Consider the following 16699-nt stretch of genomic DNA (forward strand, 5'->3'; position numbering starts at 1 on the left):
TATCCCCTGTGAGAACCGATGCACACTCTTCACGGACGGTTTTGTGGGTGAAGTGAAGATGTTGACGAAGGGTTCCGATGCGGTAGTTCTTCGGGATAATAATTTCTCCCGAATCATGAGGCTCTTCATCCAAAATGATTTTAAAGAGGGTCGATTTTCCGCTTCCGTTGCGTCCGACGAATCCGACTTTGTTTCCGGCGTTTAGTTTGAGGGAGAGATCCTCGAAGAGGACTCGTGTGCCGTAGCTTTTGGTGAGGTTATTGATTTGAATCATACGGTTGGGTTACTCTTCTATTTTATGAGGAAGTTTTCCGGGCATGGCCTCTTTGTTTGCGAGCATGTCTTCCATTTGGCGTTTTACTTTGTCGTAGCGAAATTGCTCTTTGAATCCTTGAATCCGCCCGCCTGCGGCATTAGGATGTCCGCCGCCGCCGACCCATTCTCCCGCCATCATCGCCACATCGACTTTGTCATGACCGCGCAGACTCATGGTGCCGCGTGTTCCGACATCGACAATAAAATCAAAATCGGGGAATTCAGTGAGAAAACCGTTTCCAATGATCGAGGTATTTCCCAGTCCGTAGCTTAAAAATCCTCTCCATCCTTTGTAATAGATGGTCATAGTCGAGCGTTTGGTTCCCAGCAGTGCAACAATGTGTTTCGTCGAGAGATTATCGAGGGTATTGTCCACACCGTCTTTGAAAAACTCTTTTTTCATTTTATGGAGTGCTTCGTCAAGGATGATGTTGGCATTGGGAAGATTACGCATTGTAGCGGCATGTTCGAGCATGGCGAGTTTATATTCGCGATCTTCATCGGCGAACATGACGCGGCTGAGCTCTTTCGCATCACTGATGAGACGCATACACACTTTGCCGTATTCGAAATCTTCAATTTCATCTTGATGCCAGAGATCAACTGCATTAACGACTTTAACAAATGCTTCGAGCCATCCGCCGCTCTCAAGTCCGTAGTTCTCCATTGCGTATTCGTAGACGATTTTGGTCGCACAACGCTCGGTATCCAAAAAATACCACGGATATTGTGCCGCCGTATCTTTACCGCTGCCGTGGTGATCGAGAAGGGTAATGGTAATGTTCCATCCGCCCTCATTGAGGCGATTGACCTCATTGTTAAGCCATCGTGCTTCATCGGGATAGAGGTTAAGGTCACTGATAAGGATAGTGGCACTTTGTTTGGCTTTTTTGATTCGCTCGATTATCTCTTCTAGACGATCCATGACTTCGGCACCGTAATTGGCATTAAAACTAATCATGGTGTGTTCAGTTTGGGCCATTACAAGCTGGCAGCTGTAGCCATCGAGGTCTATATGAGAGAGGTGATAAAACGTTTTTTGCATGAATATCCTATTTGGTATCTAAAGTGATGGAACCGAGTACTTCGAATTTGGCGTTCGAATCAATTTCGGCATGAGAGAGGGTGACAATATCGAGGCTGAAACGTTCATAGATTTCGGCCAACGGACGACGAAGTTTCGGATCAACAATAATAATGATCGGAGATATCCCTTTCTGGAGAAGTTCGGTTGCTTTTAGACTTGTTGCTTGGATAAGTCCGTTGATCTCTCCGACATTGAGAAGAAGCTGTTTCGCTCCGTCTCGTTCTTGTGATTTTTCCAACATTTTTTGCTCACTCATTGTATCGAACGTGAGGAGTTTGATAATCCCATCTGGTCCCGTATAGAGCTGTGTAATAATACGGGAAAGTTTTGCACGGACATGCTCGGTGATGGTATCGACACTTTTGGTGTATTCCGCCACATCGGCCATGGTTTCTAAAATTGTGATCATATCTTTGAGCGGTATCCGTTCATGCAGCAATGCTTTGAAAACTCGTTGAATAAGACCGATATTTGCTACTTTGAGGAGATCATCTACGACAACCGGATAATCGTTTTTGATTTTCTCGATAAGCGACTGAGTCTCTTGACGAGTGAGGAGCTCTTCAGCATGTCGCTTCACCAGCTCACTCATGTGGGTAGAGATGACCGTTGCCGGGTCGACAACGGTATAGCCGTTAATGATAGCATCTTCTTTGAGAGCAGGGTCAATCCACAGTGCATCGAGTCCGAATGCCGGCTCTTTGGTTGCTTCCCCTTGAATTTCGCCCATAACCATTCCGCTGTCCATAGCGAGATAACGATCGGGTTGAATCAGCCCATCCCCAATATTGACCCCTTTGAGGAGAATTTCATATTGGGTCGGTTTGAGGTGGAGATTATCGCGGATACGGACCTGCGGCATCAGGAACCCGAAATCCGAGGCGATTTTACGCCGCATGGATCGGATACGTTCCAGCAAATCTCCCCCCTGCGTATTGTCCGCGAGGCGAATGAGCTGATATCCGAGGGTGAGTTCGAGCATTTCGATTTTGAGAATATCTTCCAAGGCAGCTTCTTCCTCTTTGGCAATCTCTTCATTTGTTTTGCGGCGAGGAGCGGCGGCTGTTCCCCCCTCACTGCCGGAAGCTCCGTCAGCGCCGGAGAGAACACCTTTTTTTGCAACGGCAGGGGCAGAGGTGAGGACGAGATCCCCTTTTTCATATTTATACAGGGCATATCCCAATCCGGCGAAAACAAGCCCTACAAATCCCAACGAGAGGGTCGGTAGCCCCGGAACCATAGCAAAAAGGATCATGATGAATCCGACGATGATCATAACTCGAGCATTTCCCATGAGTTGGTTAATGCTTCCCTCGGCGAAGTTCCCACCGGTATCGCTTGAACCGCGTGTGATCATAATACCGGTTGCGGTTGAGATGATGAGCGCGGGTATTTGTGATACGAGTCCGTCCCCGATCGTGAGGATCGTATAGGTATGCGCACTGCTGGCGACATCAAGATCGAATTGAAAAATTCCGATTAAAAAGCCGCCGATGATGTTGATGAGGGTGATGATGATCCCCGCAACGGCGTCTCCTTTGATAAATTTGCTCGAACCGTCCATTGCTCCGTAGAAATTGGCATCTTGCAAGATCTCCGCACGGCGGCGTTTTGCTTCGCTCTCGTCAATCAATCCGCTGTTGAGATCGGCATCAATCGCCATCTGTTTACCGGGCATTGCATCGAGGGTGAAACGTGCCGCAACTTCGGCAACGCGGCCTGAACCTTTGGTGATAACCATGAAATTGATCAAGACCAAGATGGTAAAGACGATAACCCCGATGACCATATTGCCGCCGACGACGAAGTTCCCGAAACTGGTAACGATATCACTGACCGCTTCAGGCCCTTCGTGACCGTGACTCAAGATCATACGGGTGGTTGCAATGTTGAGGGCCAGTCGAAAGAGGGTAATGACGAGTAACAGCGTCGGAAATGTGGTTAAATCGGTCGGTTTAGGGATATAAAGTGAGATTAATAATATGAGAACTGACAAGGCGATGACAACTGCCAGGAGTAAATCCAGCAGCGCACTCGGGAGTGGTACGATAATAATCGCCAAAATTGCCATAACGAAAAAAACGACACTGAGATCGCGTGAGGCAAAAAGTGCTGATAATACCGTTTTAATATCGGGTGTTTTATTTTTTGCTTTTGCCAAGCATTACTCTTCTAAAATGGCTTCGAGGGTCAATGTACCTAAAAAAGTGTCCACTTTCCCTTGTAATCGGTTTAAAAATGGCCATAAACCGCAACTCATTGCTTTATTGGAAGGACAATCCTCTTGTGATGGGGAGCAACTAAATACGGCAGGGCTTTTCCCCTCAACCGTTTCCATCACTTCTAAAACCGTAATGTCGCGGCTATGTCGGGTAAGCTCAAATCCTCCGTTAACCCCTTTATAAGAGTTGAGAATCCCTTGTCTGGCAAGTGATTGGAGAATTTTGGCTAAAAAACTTTTAGAGATGTCGAGTTCACGAGAGAGGGTGTCTACATCGAGAGGACGACCCGCTTTGGCCAAAACGATAAGCGACAATAGAGCATATTCGCTGGCGCGGGTCATCAACATAGCGGATCCTCCTGTAATTGGAAAGTTATTATAGCTAAAAATTATTAGAGGTGACTTGCAGGGAAATTTAGCGCAAAACGGGAATTTTTTAGCTATAATTCCGACCCTGCTTGAACGAATTGTCTTTCAAGTAAAATTTATACCCATCAGGAGGCTATTATGGCTTTAGATACGGCAAACAAAACGCAAATTATCAAACAATACCAAAGAACTGAAGGTGATACCGGTTCAAGTGAAGTACAAATTGCACTTCTTTCAACTCGTATTGCAGCTCTTACTGAGCATTTGAAAACATTCAAAAAAGACCATTCATCACGTCTTGGTCTTTTGAAACTTGTTGGTCAACGTCGTCGTTTGATGCGTTATTTGAAACGTACAAACCGTGCGGTTTACAACAAATTAGTTACTGATCTCGGAATCCGCGACAATATCTAAGTTTTTCTTCGATATCTTCCCCTTTCGGGGAAACTCTTCCCCCTTTTTCTTTCATAGCAACTTCTTTTAAAATCTTTGTAATCGCATCTCGTAACTGAAACAATTGATGCAAATAAAATTCCCACTTGCAACACCCTCCAAAAAGATATACAATAAACAATCATTTATTCATTAAAGGGTGGGACGAACGATGGAAGAAAACCAATCTAAAAAATCTAAATCGACCGCTTTAATCGTTCTAAGTATCTTCTCTTTAGCCGTTTTTATGAGTGTGCTTATTTACTCGGAAGTGGAAAATAAAATGGGGAAAGAGACCCAAGAGATATATCATTCGGAGATAAAGAGCATAGAAAAATATCTGAATGAGGGAAATTGTACCGAAGCGGCTTCTGAATATAACCGTGCAAAAGAGACTCGCAATGTCATTGTGGAGAGAGGGCTTTATTACAGTCTTGATGCTCATGCGAAGCAGGCGCACGCGATAGAGATTGCAGAGTGCTTTGCTAAAAATAAAGAGTTTGACAGCGCAGTCACTATTTTGGACAGTGAACCGAGTGAAGATCCCGACTCTCTTTTAAGGGCATCACTCATCTATCAAAGTGCGGGAGAATTAGAAAAAGCTCAAGCCGCTAAATCAAAAGCGGAAAAGTTTTAACCTTTCTTGCGCAGAGAATACCTATCAAACATCGTGATGATAATGTTCTAATACCCGCTTGTACTCTTCATAAACCTGTTTCGGCGTGAGTGAGCTTTCATACATTTTTAGGATTTGACGAATAAAATCGATAGGATATTCGATCGACAACCCTGCATTTCGTGCGTAAATTTTAGTTAGTGTTTCGTACATCCCCTCGTAAATTTCCGGTTCTTCAGATTTAAGGCGTTGGAGATTCTCTTCGGCTTGGATAAGCTTGCTATCGTTAAACTCACCCCGTTCATGGATCGTTTTGCGAAGCTCAACGTATTCTTTTAAGTTTTTTCGGTTTAGGACATAATCGGTAAACAGTTCTATGAGTGACATTTCTACACCTTTATTCGTTTTGATAATTTTACGCTTTAAGTATAGCAACAGTATAGCAGTGAAAAACGTTTATATTAAACTCCGAAAATTTTCTTCGCCCGTTCCAAATCTTCTATCGTATCGATCCCGAATCCGCTACTGGCCACTTTCACCATCGAGATTTTTTTGCCGTGATAGAGTGCGCGGAGCTGTTCGAGTTTTTCGATGTCTTCGAGTGGCGCTTCGCCGAGGGCGCAGAAATCATGTAAGGACTTTTTCGTAAAGCCGTAAATCCCGATATGTCCGAAATAGTTCGCTTCTCCACTGCGGTTGAACGGGATCGGTGAACGGGAAAAATAGATGGCGTTATGATCTACATCGGTGATCACTTTTACCAAATTGGGGTCTTGAGCTGATTCTGTATTAATCGCGTTGTAACAGCTCCCCATGATGAACGAAGCGTTCCCAGCTTTGAGGCTATTAAGACGCTCGATGAGTAGCTCTAGCACTTCCGTTTCGATAAACGGCTCATCCGCTTGGACGTTGATGATAAGCTCATCGTCAGGGACATCGATGATCTGAGCACACTCATTGATCCGGTCGGTTCCGCTTTTGTGCGTCGTAGAGGTGAGACGCGCTTCGACACCGTGTGCCGCACAGATTTCGAGGATTTTTTCATCGTCACACGCGACGACGACACGATCAATGGACTCGACCCGTTTGGCAGTACGGATCACCATCGGCAAACCGCCGATATCGGCTAAAACTTTTTCGGGAAAGCGGGTGGAAGCGAGACGGGCAGGGATGATAATCATAGTTAAACCTGATATGAAGTGATATAATTGTTGAATTATATCCCAAAGGGTGAAAGATTGGGTATTTTGGAATTTTAGGGGGGGATGCTTTTGATGAAGTTTTCAAGTTTTATGGTCATTGAAGATTTTTTCGATTATCGTTTTGCCAACATACTTCCCCCACCTCTTGGAAAAGTGCAAATGGGGGAGTGCTTTTGACTTCGTATAACAAACCTCATTTAACCTATCAACAACAGTTAGAACTCCTTAAATACCGTGGGCTTGTTGTCAAAGATGAACAATTTGCGATTATAAAATTACAGCATATCAGTTACTATCGCCTTAATGAAACAATTAAACAGTGAAATACGATTGTCGCGACACGGTTACGATACTATTTCACAATGGGATATGAAATCGCTTGAAAAGGAAATCTATGACTAAAAGTTTGATACTCAATTTTTTACAGCAAAACAAAGAGATGATAAAAACCAAATATCAGGTCAAACAAATTGGGCTTTTTGGCAGTTATGTCAAGGGGTTGGAGACCGATGAGAGCGACATCGATATTTTGGTAGATATGCCTTCAAGTTTTGATAATTATTATGATCTCAAAGAGTTTTTAGAGAGCAGTTTACAAAAAAGGGTAGATTTGGGATTGATCGGGACGGTGCGAGAGCATCTCAAAGAGAAAATTCTTAGTGAGGTGGAATATGTCCGATAGAGATCATTCGTTTTATATTGTCGATATTTTTATTGCTATGAACAAAATAGAGAGATATACCCATAAGTTTGAAAATGCGCAAGATTTTCTTGATAGTGAGTTGGAATGGGATGGTGCTATCCGAGAGCTTGAGATAATCGGTGAAGCGACAAATTATCTCCTAAAAGCCAATCAGATTGATCCGACATACAGACGAATCGTCGATTTTAGAAATCAAATTATCCATGGGTATTTCGGGATTGATGAAAATATCGTTTTCGATGTGATAAAGAATAAACTGCCACTCTATTATGACGATCTTTTGGAACTCTCAAAACGGCAAAATATAGATATTTTAGAAGCGATTAATACATCAAAAAAAGAAAATTTTGGTAATAAAAATGTACTCAATTTTTTAAATCAGTTAGTTGCGAAAATACAATGACCCCATTGCGATGTTTGGACGCTCTCTAAATGCTCCTTTATCAACCCGACGGAGGCTATTGTTACAACAGCGATTCGATATTGCTCTACGGCTTTATCTCCCGCTTTGCCCCAAAGGGGAAAATGCTCGATGTCGGAGCGGGGAGTGGAATCGTAGGGCTTTTGATCGGGCGGGATTTTCCTGCCGTGAGAGTCGAAGCGGTTGAAAAACAGCCTTTGTATGCCGAATTTGCCCGTCGAAATGCGGCGATTAACCATATCGGATACACCCTGCATGAGGGGGATTTCTTAGAACTCGGTGCTCACGGAAGCTATGATTGGATCGTCTCTAACCCTCCGTTTTATCATGAAAATGTGTCTCGTTCTGAGAACCCGATTCTCCATCAGGCACGCTATAACGTCCACTTGCCGATTGAGCCGTTTATGAGCAAAATATCCAAACTTCTCAAATCCAACGGAGAAGCGGTGATCTGTTACGATGCACGTCAATTTGTTCAGCTTTGCACTGCGTGTGAACGCTCACGATTAAGAGTCGTTGATGTACAATTCGTCCATTCAAAAGAGGATCGTCCCAGTACACTGGTGATGCTCCATCTGAAAAAAAACAGCAAAGCAATGTTAAATATTTATCCTCCGTTAATCACGTTTTCGGATGAGTGTTATACCCCTGCGGTGCAGGCGATTTACGATAAAGCAAAGGTGCACAGTATCAAATGTCCGAGTATATGACACAAGAAGGTTTCAGTTTTGCGTTTGATCCCTCCGCTTGCGCTAAATGCGGGGGAAACTGCTGTACCGGAGAGAGCGGCAATATTTTCGTTTCCGTCACCGAGATTGCGGCGATTGCCAAGCTGTTAGAGATGGATGAGGGGGAGTTTCGCCGTACGTATCTGCGTAAAGAGGGCTTTCGCTTTTCCCTCAAAGAGAAGCTGGTAAAGGGCTCATATGACTGTGCGTTTTTTGATCGTTCACTAAATGGGTGTAGTATTTACACTGCAAGACCGTTGCAGTGTCGAACCTTCCCGTTTTGGGATTATTTTCGTCACCGCATCGATGAACTTAAAGCGGAGTGTCCGGGGATAATCCATGATTAAATTACTATCGATAGCCTTATTAATCGTTTCAATGGCAAATGCCGCACCCAAAGCCATCAATAATGGGAATCTATTAGAAGATACCTTTTCACTCTATGCGCTTGATGCGCAGATGCGTCAACAGCATCATCAAGCGTCAGCTTTTTTTGCTGAACTTTACAAGCAAACATCCAAAAAAGAGTATCTTTACCAGTCATTACGGATGTTGGAACAATCCAACGACATTAAAACGCTTACCCAAAAGACGGCGGAAGAACTGGTAAAATCTCCTGAAGACCAAACATTAAAACGATTTGAGATTATCGCTTTGCTCAAAGCGGGAAGTTTCGGAGAAGCGTCGCAAAAAGCTTTGAGCTTGAGTGAAATAAGCCAAAAAGCATCCGATTATCTCCTTTATGCCGAATCACGGCTCAAACTGGGGGATTATGCGGGTGGTGTAGGAATCCTCAAAAAAGCGTACGCCCAAAATTATGATGAAACGACGGCAGAGCGGATCGCTTTGATTCAATATGCGCAGTTAGGTGAAAAAGCCGAAGCGATCAAGTTTTTAAAAGAGCATCTCGGAACTCATGGAAACAGCCAAATTGTCGGTAAGCGTTTGGGGAGTTTTTATGCCGATAGCGGCCAGCTGGGTGATGCGGCACTGATTTATGAACAAACGTACGATGCTTTTAAAGAACTCTCTGCTGCGGACGAAGCCCTTAAAATTTATTTGTATCAGCAAGACATTTCAAAAATGACCGTTTTGCTCGAAAAATCACATTTGAACGATCCTCTTTTGCTCGATTTGTACGTCAAAGTAAAAGTATTCGATAAAGCTTCAATTTTGGCCCAAACGTTGTATGAGCGAGAAGACAATCCTCTTTATCTTGCGCAGAGTGCTGTTTTTAAATACGAAGGTGCGAGCAATCGAAAAGATCCCGTGTTGCTCTCACAGGTGATGGAAGGGCTTAAAAAAGCGCTGCAAGATATCGAAGACCCTCTTTATCTGAACTATTTGGGATATTTAATGATCGATCATGAGATCAATGTCCCTGAGGGGATGGGATATGTCCGTCGCGCCCTCGAAAAACAGCCTGACTCACCGTTTTATATCGATTCATTGGCGTGGGGGCATTACAAACAAAATGAGTGTGTTGAAGCACTGCGTTTGATCAAACAGGTCGAATCGATGATCGGGAGTGATGAACAAGAGGTGAAAGATCATCTCAAAGCGATTGAGAAGTGTAAAACCAAGGAGAATAATTAATGATATTAGACGACATCATCAAAAAAACCAAAGAAGATCTGATAGAACGCGAGGCCAAATTCAGTATGGATTGGCTCGGACGTTCATTGGCATTTAATGCACGGGCACCCCGTGATGTGAGACCTTATCTCACCTCTACTCCCGAAGAACCGTACCGCATTATTTCGGAAGTGAAAAAAGCAAGCCCTTCGCGTGGCGTAATTCGTGAAGACTTCGATCCCGTAGCGATTGCTCAGGCGTATGAACGCGGCGGAGCGAATGCGATTTCAATCCTTACCGAGCCGCACTTTTTTCAGGGTAATCTTGATTATCTCGCGGAGATTCGCCGTTATGTGAGTATTCCGCTTCTGCGCAAAGACTTTATCATCTCCAAATATCAGCTTCTTGAAGCGCTTGTGTACGGAGCCGATTTCGTCCTCCTGATTGCGGCGGCACTGAGCAAAGATGAGCTTAAAGAGTTGTTGAACTACACTCGCCATTTGGGGATGGAGGCTCTCGTTGAGATTCACGATAAAGCCGAACTGACCAAAGCAATCTATGCGGGTGCGGACATTATCGGGATTAACCACCGTAACCTCCAGACGTTTGAGATGAATATGAATTTGAGTTACGATTTGATACCTCTCATCCCGAACGGGAAAATCATCGTTGCTGAGAGTGGAATCTATGAACACGGTCAGTTGGAAGATTTGAACAAAGCGGGTGTAGATGCCTTTTTGGTCGGTGAATCACTGATGCGTCAAGATGATGTCGAAACAGCACTGAAAACTCTAAAAAACGGCTAAAAAGTACATTTGACTGTTTTTTAAGCAACCCTTGAGATTACTTTAGGATATGATTGACTTAGTCCTAATACTCAAGGGGTGAGAATGCTTGAACCTGTGTGTCCAGAATTACAAAAGTTTTATGATATCTTTGATAGCGTAGATCAAAGTAAAGTTTCCGAATTTAAAGAGTTTCTAGAGGCCAATGCGGTAAATTTCAATCTTTTTAAAGATGGAACATTTATAGAACGCTCTTTCCCTTTTGACATGATCCCCCGTATCATCCCCAAAGCAGAATTTGACGCCTTAGAAGCAGGAATTATCCAGCGCGTTAAAGCTCTCAACGCTTTTTTAAATGATATTTATAACGATCAAAAAATCGTCAACGATGGAGTTGTACCACGTGAGTACGTCGATTCGGCAAAAGCATTTTTGCCGGAGTTTATGGGTGTGAATCCTCCCAAAGGGGTTCGTACACACATCAGCGGTATCGATCTGGTCAAAGATGCGGTGAGCGGCAAATGGGTGATTTTGGAAGATAATCTTCGTGTCCCCAGCGGGGTAAGTTATCCCCTCACTATCCGTCGAGCGTTTCGTCATACGTATCCGGAATTTTTTGAATCGATGAAAATCAGTAAAATTAAACATTACGGTGATGAGCTCAAAGCAGCGATGGATTATGTCAATACCGGAGGGCTCAATGTCGTCCTCACTCCGGGACGCTACAACTCTGCGTATTATGAACACAGCTATTTGGCTAAAATCACCGGAGCGACTCTCGCTTCGGGGGATGATTTGGTGGTTGAAAATGATGAGGTTTTTTTATGCTCATATGACGGTGAACGTCAGCGTATCGGAGCGATCTATCGGCGGCTCGATGATGATTTCCTCGATCCCGAAGAGTTCGAGCCTGATAGCTTGATCGGAGTAAAAGGGATCACGCGAGCGTATCGTGCCGGAAATGTTGCCATTATGAACAGTATCGGAAACGGTGTTGCGGATGATAAAGGGATCTATTATTTCGTCCCTCAAATGGTCAAATACTATCTGGATGAAGAACCGATTCTCTCGAATGCTCCGACCTATCTGCCCTACTATGAAAAAGATCGAAAATACGTTCTGGAGAATATCGATAAACTTGTTATCAAGGACGTTGCTGAAGCGGGAGGATACGGTGTATTGTTCGGGAATCGCTTGACTCCTGAAAAACGTGCCGAAATTATCGAAATGATTTTGGCAGAACCGCGCCGCTGGATTGCTCAAGAGGTAATCGAATTTTACGATTTACCGTGCATGATGGAAGAGGGTATCGTCCCTCGTAAAGCCGATCTGCGCGCTTATGTGATTCATGGCGAAAAAGTGACGGTCAGCATGGGAGGATTAACCCGTTATGCGATGGAAGAGGGGAATTATTTGGTGAATTCGTCTCAAGGGGGCGGCTTTAAAGATACATGGGTGGTGGAACTATGATAATCAACGGTATGGCAATTTCGGTAAATACCGCGCAAAGACTTTATTGGTTCGGGCGCTATATTCAAAGAGCAGAGACAATGCTCAAAGAGCTGGTCAACAGTTACGATTACGTGATTGACCGGGATTTCGAGGATGGGCGAAAACTCTATACAAAACTGGGGGTAGAGATCGAGTACAAAAATGCGCTCGATTTTTTGAAACAAGGGGTGTATGGAACGTACGGCGGAAGTGTTGAGCAGATTATCAGCTGGGCACGCGAAAATGCCATTGAGACACGTCATCTGCTTGATGAGAGGGGTTTCGCCACTCTCAATAAAATTCATAATCAATTGGTTGCGGGGCGGGATCGTGCCGTGAGCCCTACCAATCTCGAAGAGATTATCGATAATTGCAGTTTGATATTAGGGATATTTTCAACCGAACTGGATCGTACCAGAGCGTATCAATTGATCCGGTTCGGACAGCAGATCGAGCGGTTTGATCTCATTCTACGACTTTACGGTGAAATTGAGATGGTAACGGCTGATATTGAAGTGATTAACAGTATTGCGAGACAGCTGAACCGTAATTATCGCCCTATCAATGTCACTACGTCGGATATTTCAAAATTTCTCCTTTTTCTCAACAGTGTCGTTGATCGAGTGATCCATAAAGATACCTGTGCTTCAGCCGTTTCGCAATCACAATCATGAGCGGTGAGGGTATGGGTATCATTGAAGAGGTTTTTTCGATCGATCTTCCGGTCGGGGAGCAGTTTCGGATTCAGCGGTGCCGATATACACCTGAGAATGGAGAAACAAAAAAGCGGATTTCGATTGTCAGCGGAATCCATGGGGATGAACTGGAGGGGCAGTATGTCTGTTTTCTCCTCGGCGAGTGGCTTCGGGCCAATCCTGATAAGATTAAAGGGACCGTTGATATCTATCCTGCGATTAACAGCCTTGGGATTGACAGCATTACCCGCTCCGTTCCCTTTTACGATGTCGATTTGAACCGTATTTTTCCCGGCAGTAAAAACGATTTTCTCCCCGCCCAGATCGCCGATGGGGTGGTTAATGCCATGAAGGGTTCCGAAATCGCCATCGATATCCACTCCTCAAACGTTTTTTTACGGGAGATTCCTCAAGTGCGTATCGCAAAATCCCAAGCCCAAATGCTTGTGCCGTTGGCCAATAAACTCAATATCGATTTTGTCTGGGTGCATGATGCGGTAACGGTTTTGGAATCGACCTTTGCTCATGCGATGAATACATTGGGAACAAAGACGCTTGTCGTAGAAATGGGTGTTGGGATGCGCTTAAGCAAAGGGTATGGGCATCAGCTTTTGGATGGGCTGCTAAACCTGATGGCGGAAGAGGGATTTTTAGCGATTGAACCGCTGAAGGTACGCCTTCCGATACAGTCGCATGTAGGAGAAGTCGCGTATCTGAATGCTTCGTGCCCTGGATTATTTGTCCCCTCGATCGAACACTGCCAAATGATCGAGAAAGGTTCCGTTGTGGGACAAATCGTCGATCCTCTCAGCGGGGTAACGCTCGATGAAGTGATCGCTCCGATCGGAGGGATACTCTTTACCCTTCGAGCGTATCCAATTGTTTATGAGGGATCGCTTGTCGGTCGAATTTTCGGAGAAAATGGATGAAACGGATCGAAATACTCAATTTTAAATCTCCGAATCGTGCTCCTCTTAACGTGGAAGGCTTCGTATTCGGCGAAGATGCTAAAGGCCCCTCCATTGCCATTGTCGGTGCGATGAGCGGTGATCATATCAATCAGCTCTATGTTGCGTCGCGTTTGGTGGATTATCTGCGTCAAAAAGAGGAAGAGGGGAAAATAAGCGGTAAGATTTTAGTTATTCCGGCGGTTAATACGTACGCTTTGAATATGGGACAAACCTTTTGGCCTCTCGATAAAACCGATATCAATATGATGTTTCCGGGGTATGCTCAGGGTGAAACCACTCAGCGGATTGCCGCGAAGCTGTTTGAATCGCTTCAGGGATACGATTATGGGATCATTTTGGAAGGCCGCCGTGATCAGGGGATGTGTATGCCCTATGTCAAACTCATTAAAAGTGATTATGAAGATATGGAATCGGCCTATGCTTTAGGGATGCGTTTTATCCATTATCGTCCTTATAGTCCGCTAGAGACCGTGATGTTGCAGTACAACTGGCAGCTTTGGGGGACAAAAGCTCTCTCCATCGTTTTTGGTAAAAACGGTTCAATCGATCATACCGCCAGCCGTGAAGTGCAAGACTCATTGGTACGCTTAATGTCAAAGCAGGGGATGTTAAATGTCCCGATATTTGACGGCTTTCAAAGCAACATTATTTTTCCTGAAAATATTACGGTTCTTAAAGCATCCTATGCCGGTATTTTTGATTCATTGGTATCCTGCGGCACCACGGTTGAAAAAGGGGATACATTAGGACGTATTACCGATGCTCTCAGCGGTGAGAAGCTAGAGAAAATTATTGCCCCGATCGGAGGAGTATTGACGTGCCAGTATTCTCATCCTCTGATTTTCCAAAATTCAATTGCCTTTAGGATTGCTTCCGTAGAATAAAGAAGCCTTCCGTTAGGATTTTAAAAGTTTCGTGTTATAATGATTTTATATTATGAAAGAATAAATGGGAATTTTCAATGAAGTCGTACACAACTTATAAAAGGCTCATCGCCAAAACGGTTATACTTTCGCTAGTAGCAAGTTTGGCGGTTGCCTTTGTGTACGGTGTTTTTATCAAAAAACGAGCTATTGATGACCTTGCTCGTGTTGATGCTCGCAAAACAAGCCGATTAGCATTTGAGGCTCTTTACTCCGCGATGGAAAAAGGGTGGAGTAAAGAAGAGCTGGATGCGATTATTCTTCGTTTGAACAAAGTTGAACCCAATATGCGGGTAAATGCTTATCGCAGTCCTATCGTTTCAGAGTTGTTCGGAGAGCGTCCGCAAGACAAGCAGATCCGCGAACATGATCCGATGGTTTTACGGGCGATGAAAGGGGAAGAGATCCTCACCGGAGATGAAGAGATCCGCTATCTCTATCCGATTGTTGTTAATCAAGAGTGTATTGCCTGTCATACCAATGCCAAAGTTGGAGACATTAACGGTGTTATTGACGTCCGTTTTCCGGTAGCCAATCTCAAAATTTCATTGACGACGATGATTAATTCTTTTATTATTTTCTTCGTCGTCTTTACGATTATGATTTTCGCCATTTTGTATTTTAGACTCAATGCCCTATTGGTACAGCCTATCAACCAATTTATCGGGATGATCCAAGAGATTATCAGTAAAAACGATATGGCCAAACGGGTGAGTCTCAAGACTAAAATTTTAGAAGTAAAAAATATCGAGAATTATTTTAATAAAATGCTCGATTCGATCCAAGATTATTATGAAAAGCTTCAAGAACTCTCCGATCGCGATTATCTCACCGGACTTTACAACCGTCGAAAATTTGAAGAGTTTTTGACCTATGAGATTAAACGCTCTGTGCGTCACCGTCACAAGTTTACGATTTTGATGATCGATTTGGATAATTTCAAATACATTAATGACACGTATGGGCATGCATCGGGGGATTTGGTTCTCAAAGAGGTGACCAATATTTTCGGTACAAATCTTCGAAACGCGGATATATTGGCCCGTTTGGGAGGAGATGAATTTGCGGTACTTCTCCCGGAAACGCCGTATGAAAATGGGTATGCGGTCGTTGAAAAACTTCGTTCACGTCTTGAATCAACCCCTATTTCATTGATGTTTGATCAGATTACTTTGACAGCGAGTTTCGGAATTGCCGAGTATCCTGAGCAGGGAGAAAACATCGAATCTCTTCTTACGGGATCGGATCTGGCGATGTATAAAGCCAAGCGTGCAGGAAAAAATACGATTGCACGTGCCGATCAAAGTGATCAGGAAATGGCCGCTGAGATTCAGAAAAAAGGGGAGTTTCTCCGTCGTGCGATTGATGAAGATCGGGTCGAACCGTTTATCCAGTCGATTTACCATGTCGAAACAGGCAAATTATTCGGATATGAAGTATTAGCCCGTATCCGTGACGGTAAACGTTACATGGCGGCGGGGCAATTTATCGAGGTCGCGGAAAGCTTAGGGTTCGCCTCGAAAATCGATCAGATTATTTTGACCAAAGGTCTCCGTCTCCGAGAAGAAAAAGAGTGGTGGGATAAGCGGTTTTTCTTTAACCTCTCTACGAACAGCCTCTTTGGTGGGGAATATGTAGATTTGATTCAATCGCATTACAGCCGTAATCCGATACCGTCTTTAAACAGCGGCGTAACCATCGAAATTTTAGAGCGTGAAGCGATCCATAATGTTAACGGTTTGATGGAAATTATCGAATCAATGAAAAATATCGGGATCAGTTTTGCTCTGGATGATTTCGGATCAGGATTTTCATCGTTTGTTTATCTCAAATATTTTGATACGGAGTATGTAAAAATCGATGGTGAATTCGTTAAAAATATTACAGTGAATGAAAAAGATCGCATTTTTGTCAAGCATATTCATCAAATTGCAAAAGAATTCGGCAAACAGACGATTGCAGAGTATGTGGAAGATGAAGAGACCCTTGAGGTACTCAGAGAGATTGGAGTCGATTACGCTCAAGGATACCATTACGGTCGTCCTGAGCTGTTGGCGTAATCTTACTCTACCCGATTACGGCCATTTTGTTTGGCAAGATAGAGCTGTGCATCGACGGTATGGATATATTTTTGAATGGTATCTTTGGTAACAAACGATAGATCA

The 16699-nt window shown here is 43.9% G+C and carries 20 protein-coding genes; 14 read left to right on the forward strand and 6 right to left on the reverse strand.

What is annotated here, in order from left to right; genetic code table 11:
- From A3G19_RS11170 to A3G19_RS11185, 4 genes are all read right to left on the reverse strand, one after another.
- The coding region (locus A3G19_RS11170; protein ID WP_294872908.1) for an ATP-binding cassette domain-containing protein at positions 1–274 on the reverse strand (274 nt) is incomplete at its 3' end.
- Positions 275–283: 9 nt separating this feature from the next.
- The gene (locus A3G19_RS11175) at positions 284–1360 is read right to left on the reverse strand and encodes a hypothetical protein (protein ID WP_015653189.1); all 1077 of its coding nucleotides are present in this window, start codon (positions 1358–1360) and stop codon (positions 284–286) included.
- Positions 1361–1367: 7 nt separating this feature from the next.
- The gene (gene flhA, locus A3G19_RS11180) at positions 1368–3533 is read right to left on the reverse strand and encodes a flagellar biosynthesis protein FlhA (protein ID WP_294872933.1); all 2166 of its coding nucleotides are present in this window, start codon (positions 3531–3533) and stop codon (positions 1368–1370) included.
- A 33-nt stretch (positions 3534–3566) separates the two neighbouring features.
- Positions 3567–3971, reverse strand: a complete 405-nt coding sequence (locus A3G19_RS11185; RefSeq protein ID WP_015653191.1) for an Rrf2 family transcriptional regulator — start codon at positions 3969–3971, stop codon at positions 3567–3569.
- 159 nt (positions 3972–4130) lie between these two features.
- Here A3G19_RS11185 and rpsO point away from each other — a divergent pair, with 159 nt between their 5' ends.
- Entirely contained in the window at positions 4131–4406 is a 276-nt protein-coding gene (gene rpsO / locus A3G19_RS11190) for a 30S ribosomal protein S15 (protein ID WP_015653192.1), read from the forward strand.
- Between the two features lie 190 nt (positions 4407–4596).
- A complete protein-coding gene (locus A3G19_RS11195; protein WP_294872911.1) occupies positions 4597–5061 on the forward strand; it encodes a hypothetical protein in 465 nt (154 codons plus the stop codon).
- A 24-nt stretch (positions 5062–5085) separates the two neighbouring features.
- Here the strand turns inward: A3G19_RS11195 and A3G19_RS11200 are convergent, their stop codons facing one another.
- Both A3G19_RS11200 and kdsB read right to left on the reverse strand, forming a co-directional pair.
- A complete protein-coding gene (locus A3G19_RS11200; protein ID WP_015653194.1) occupies positions 5086–5427 on the reverse strand; it encodes a hypothetical protein in 342 nt (113 codons plus the stop codon).
- Positions 5428–5501: 74 nt separating this feature from the next.
- Positions 5502–6221: a 3-deoxy-manno-octulosonate cytidylyltransferase gene (gene kdsB, locus A3G19_RS11205; protein ID WP_294872913.1), complete on the reverse strand. Its 720-nt coding sequence runs from the start codon at positions 6219–6221 to the stop codon at positions 5502–5504.
- Between the two features lie 194 nt (positions 6222–6415).
- Between kdsB and A3G19_RS11210 the strand changes: the two genes are divergently transcribed.
- The 12 genes from A3G19_RS11210 to A3G19_RS11265 all read left to right on the forward strand — a co-directional run bounded on the left by A3G19_RS11210 (position 6416) and on the right by A3G19_RS11265 (position 16594).
- Complete coding sequence (locus tag A3G19_RS11210; protein ID WP_294872915.1) at positions 6416–6565, forward strand: hypothetical protein; 150 nt, start codon at positions 6416–6418, stop codon at positions 6563–6565.
- 71 nt (positions 6566–6636) lie between these two features.
- On the forward strand, positions 6637–6924 hold the full coding sequence (locus tag A3G19_RS11215; RefSeq protein ID WP_294872917.1) for a nucleotidyltransferase domain-containing protein: 288 nt from the start codon (positions 6637–6639) through the stop codon (positions 6922–6924).
- Positions 6914–7348: a HepT-like ribonuclease domain-containing protein gene (locus A3G19_RS11220; RefSeq protein WP_294872919.1), complete on the forward strand. Its 435-nt coding sequence runs from the start codon at positions 6914–6916 to the stop codon at positions 7346–7348. The genes A3G19_RS11215 and A3G19_RS11220 overlap by 11 nt, the downstream gene beginning before the upstream one ends.
- A 29-nt stretch (positions 7349–7377) precedes the next feature.
- Positions 7378–8076: a methyltransferase gene (locus tag A3G19_RS11225; protein ID WP_015653198.1), complete on the forward strand. Its 699-nt coding sequence runs from the start codon at positions 7378–7380 to the stop codon at positions 8074–8076.
- Complete coding sequence (locus A3G19_RS11230) at positions 8061–8441, forward strand: YkgJ family cysteine cluster protein (RefSeq protein ID WP_015653199.1); 381 nt, start codon at positions 8061–8063, stop codon at positions 8439–8441. The genes A3G19_RS11225 and A3G19_RS11230 overlap by 16 nt, the downstream gene beginning before the upstream one ends.
- On the forward strand, positions 8434–9690 hold the full coding sequence (locus A3G19_RS11235) for a hypothetical protein (protein WP_294872923.1): 1257 nt from the start codon (positions 8434–8436) through the stop codon (positions 9688–9690). Before A3G19_RS11230 ends, A3G19_RS11235 begins: the two co-directional genes overlap by 8 nt.
- Positions 9690–10475: an indole-3-glycerol phosphate synthase TrpC gene (gene trpC, locus A3G19_RS11240; protein ID WP_015653201.1), complete on the forward strand. Its 786-nt coding sequence runs from the start codon at positions 9690–9692 to the stop codon at positions 10473–10475. The genes A3G19_RS11235 and trpC overlap by 1 nt, the downstream gene beginning before the upstream one ends.
- Positions 10476–10559: 84 nt before the next feature.
- Positions 10560–11924 (forward strand): circularly permuted type 2 ATP-grasp protein, encoded by a 1365-nt coding sequence (locus A3G19_RS11245; protein ID WP_294872925.1) that lies wholly within the window; start codon positions 10560–10562, stop codon positions 11922–11924.
- Between the two features lie 11 nt (positions 11925–11935).
- The gene (locus A3G19_RS11250; protein WP_294872927.1) at positions 11936–12619 is read left to right on the forward strand and encodes an alpha-E domain-containing protein; all 684 of its coding nucleotides are present in this window, start codon (positions 11936–11938) and stop codon (positions 12617–12619) included.
- Positions 12620–12630: 11 nt separating this feature from the next.
- Positions 12631–13569: a M14 family metallopeptidase gene (locus tag A3G19_RS11255; RefSeq protein ID WP_041192557.1), complete on the forward strand. Its 939-nt coding sequence runs from the start codon at positions 12631–12633 to the stop codon at positions 13567–13569.
- Complete coding sequence (locus A3G19_RS11260) at positions 13566–14495, forward strand: M14 family metallopeptidase (protein ID WP_015653205.1); 930 nt, start codon at positions 13566–13568, stop codon at positions 14493–14495. The genes A3G19_RS11255 and A3G19_RS11260 overlap by 4 nt, the downstream gene beginning before the upstream one ends.
- A 77-nt stretch (positions 14496–14572) precedes the next feature.
- Complete coding sequence (locus A3G19_RS11265) at positions 14573–16594, forward strand: diguanylate cyclase (protein ID WP_294872930.1); 2022 nt, start codon at positions 14573–14575, stop codon at positions 16592–16594.
- Positions 16595–16699: the final 105 nt, after the last annotated feature.

It is taken from the genome of Sulfuricurvum sp. RIFCSPLOWO2_12_FULL_43_24, assembly GCF_001829605.1.
Lineage (GTDB): Bacteria > Campylobacterota > Campylobacteria > Campylobacterales > Sulfurimonadaceae > Sulfuricurvum.

Bases quoted from the DNA above. Each gene is read 5' to 3' on its own strand.
- A3G19_RS11175 (WP_015653189.1), bottom strand. From the start codon at position 1,360: ATGCAAAAAACGTTTTATCACCTCTCTCATATAGACCTCGATGGCTAC.
- A3G19_RS11185 (WP_015653191.1), bottom strand. From the start codon at position 3,971: ATGTTGATGACCCGCGCCAGCGAATATGCTCTATTGTCGCTTATCGTT.
- rpsO (WP_015653192.1), top strand. From the start codon at position 4,131: ATGGCTTTAGATACGGCAAACAAAACGCAAATTATCAAACAATACCAA.
- A3G19_RS11195 (WP_294872911.1), top strand. From the start codon at position 4,597: ATGGAAGAAAACCAATCTAAAAAATCTAAATCGACCGCTTTAATCGTT.
- A3G19_RS11200 (WP_015653194.1), bottom strand. From the start codon at position 5,427: ATGTCACTCATAGAACTGTTTACCGATTATGTCCTAAACCGAAAAAAC.
- kdsB (WP_294872913.1), bottom strand. From the start codon at position 6,221: ATGATTATCATCCCTGCCCGTCTCGCTTCCACCCGCTTTCCCGAAAAA.
- A3G19_RS11215 (WP_294872917.1), top strand. From the start codon at position 6,637: ATGACTAAAAGTTTGATACTCAATTTTTTACAGCAAAACAAAGAGATG.
- A3G19_RS11220 (WP_294872919.1), top strand. From the start codon at position 6,914: ATGTCCGATAGAGATCATTCGTTTTATATTGTCGATATTTTTATTGCT.
- A3G19_RS11225 (WP_015653198.1), top strand. From the start codon at position 7,378: ATGCTCCTTTATCAACCCGACGGAGGCTATTGTTACAACAGCGATTCG.
- A3G19_RS11230 (WP_015653199.1), top strand. From the start codon at position 8,061: ATGTCCGAGTATATGACACAAGAAGGTTTCAGTTTTGCGTTTGATCCC.
- A3G19_RS11235 (WP_294872923.1), top strand. From the start codon at position 8,434: ATGATTAAATTACTATCGATAGCCTTATTAATCGTTTCAATGGCAAAT.
- trpC (WP_015653201.1), top strand. From the start codon at position 9,690: ATGATATTAGACGACATCATCAAAAAAACCAAAGAAGATCTGATAGAA.
- A3G19_RS11245 (WP_294872925.1), top strand. From the start codon at position 10,560: ATGCTTGAACCTGTGTGTCCAGAATTACAAAAGTTTTATGATATCTTT.
- A3G19_RS11250 (WP_294872927.1), top strand. From the start codon at position 11,936: ATGGCAATTTCGGTAAATACCGCGCAAAGACTTTATTGGTTCGGGCGC.
- A3G19_RS11255 (WP_041192557.1), top strand. From the start codon at position 12,631: ATGGGTATCATTGAAGAGGTTTTTTCGATCGATCTTCCGGTCGGGGAG.
- A3G19_RS11260 (WP_015653205.1), top strand. From the start codon at position 13,566: ATGAAACGGATCGAAATACTCAATTTTAAATCTCCGAATCGTGCTCCT.
- A3G19_RS11265 (WP_294872930.1), top strand. From the start codon at position 14,573: ATGAAGTCGTACACAACTTATAAAAGGCTCATCGCCAAAACGGTTATA.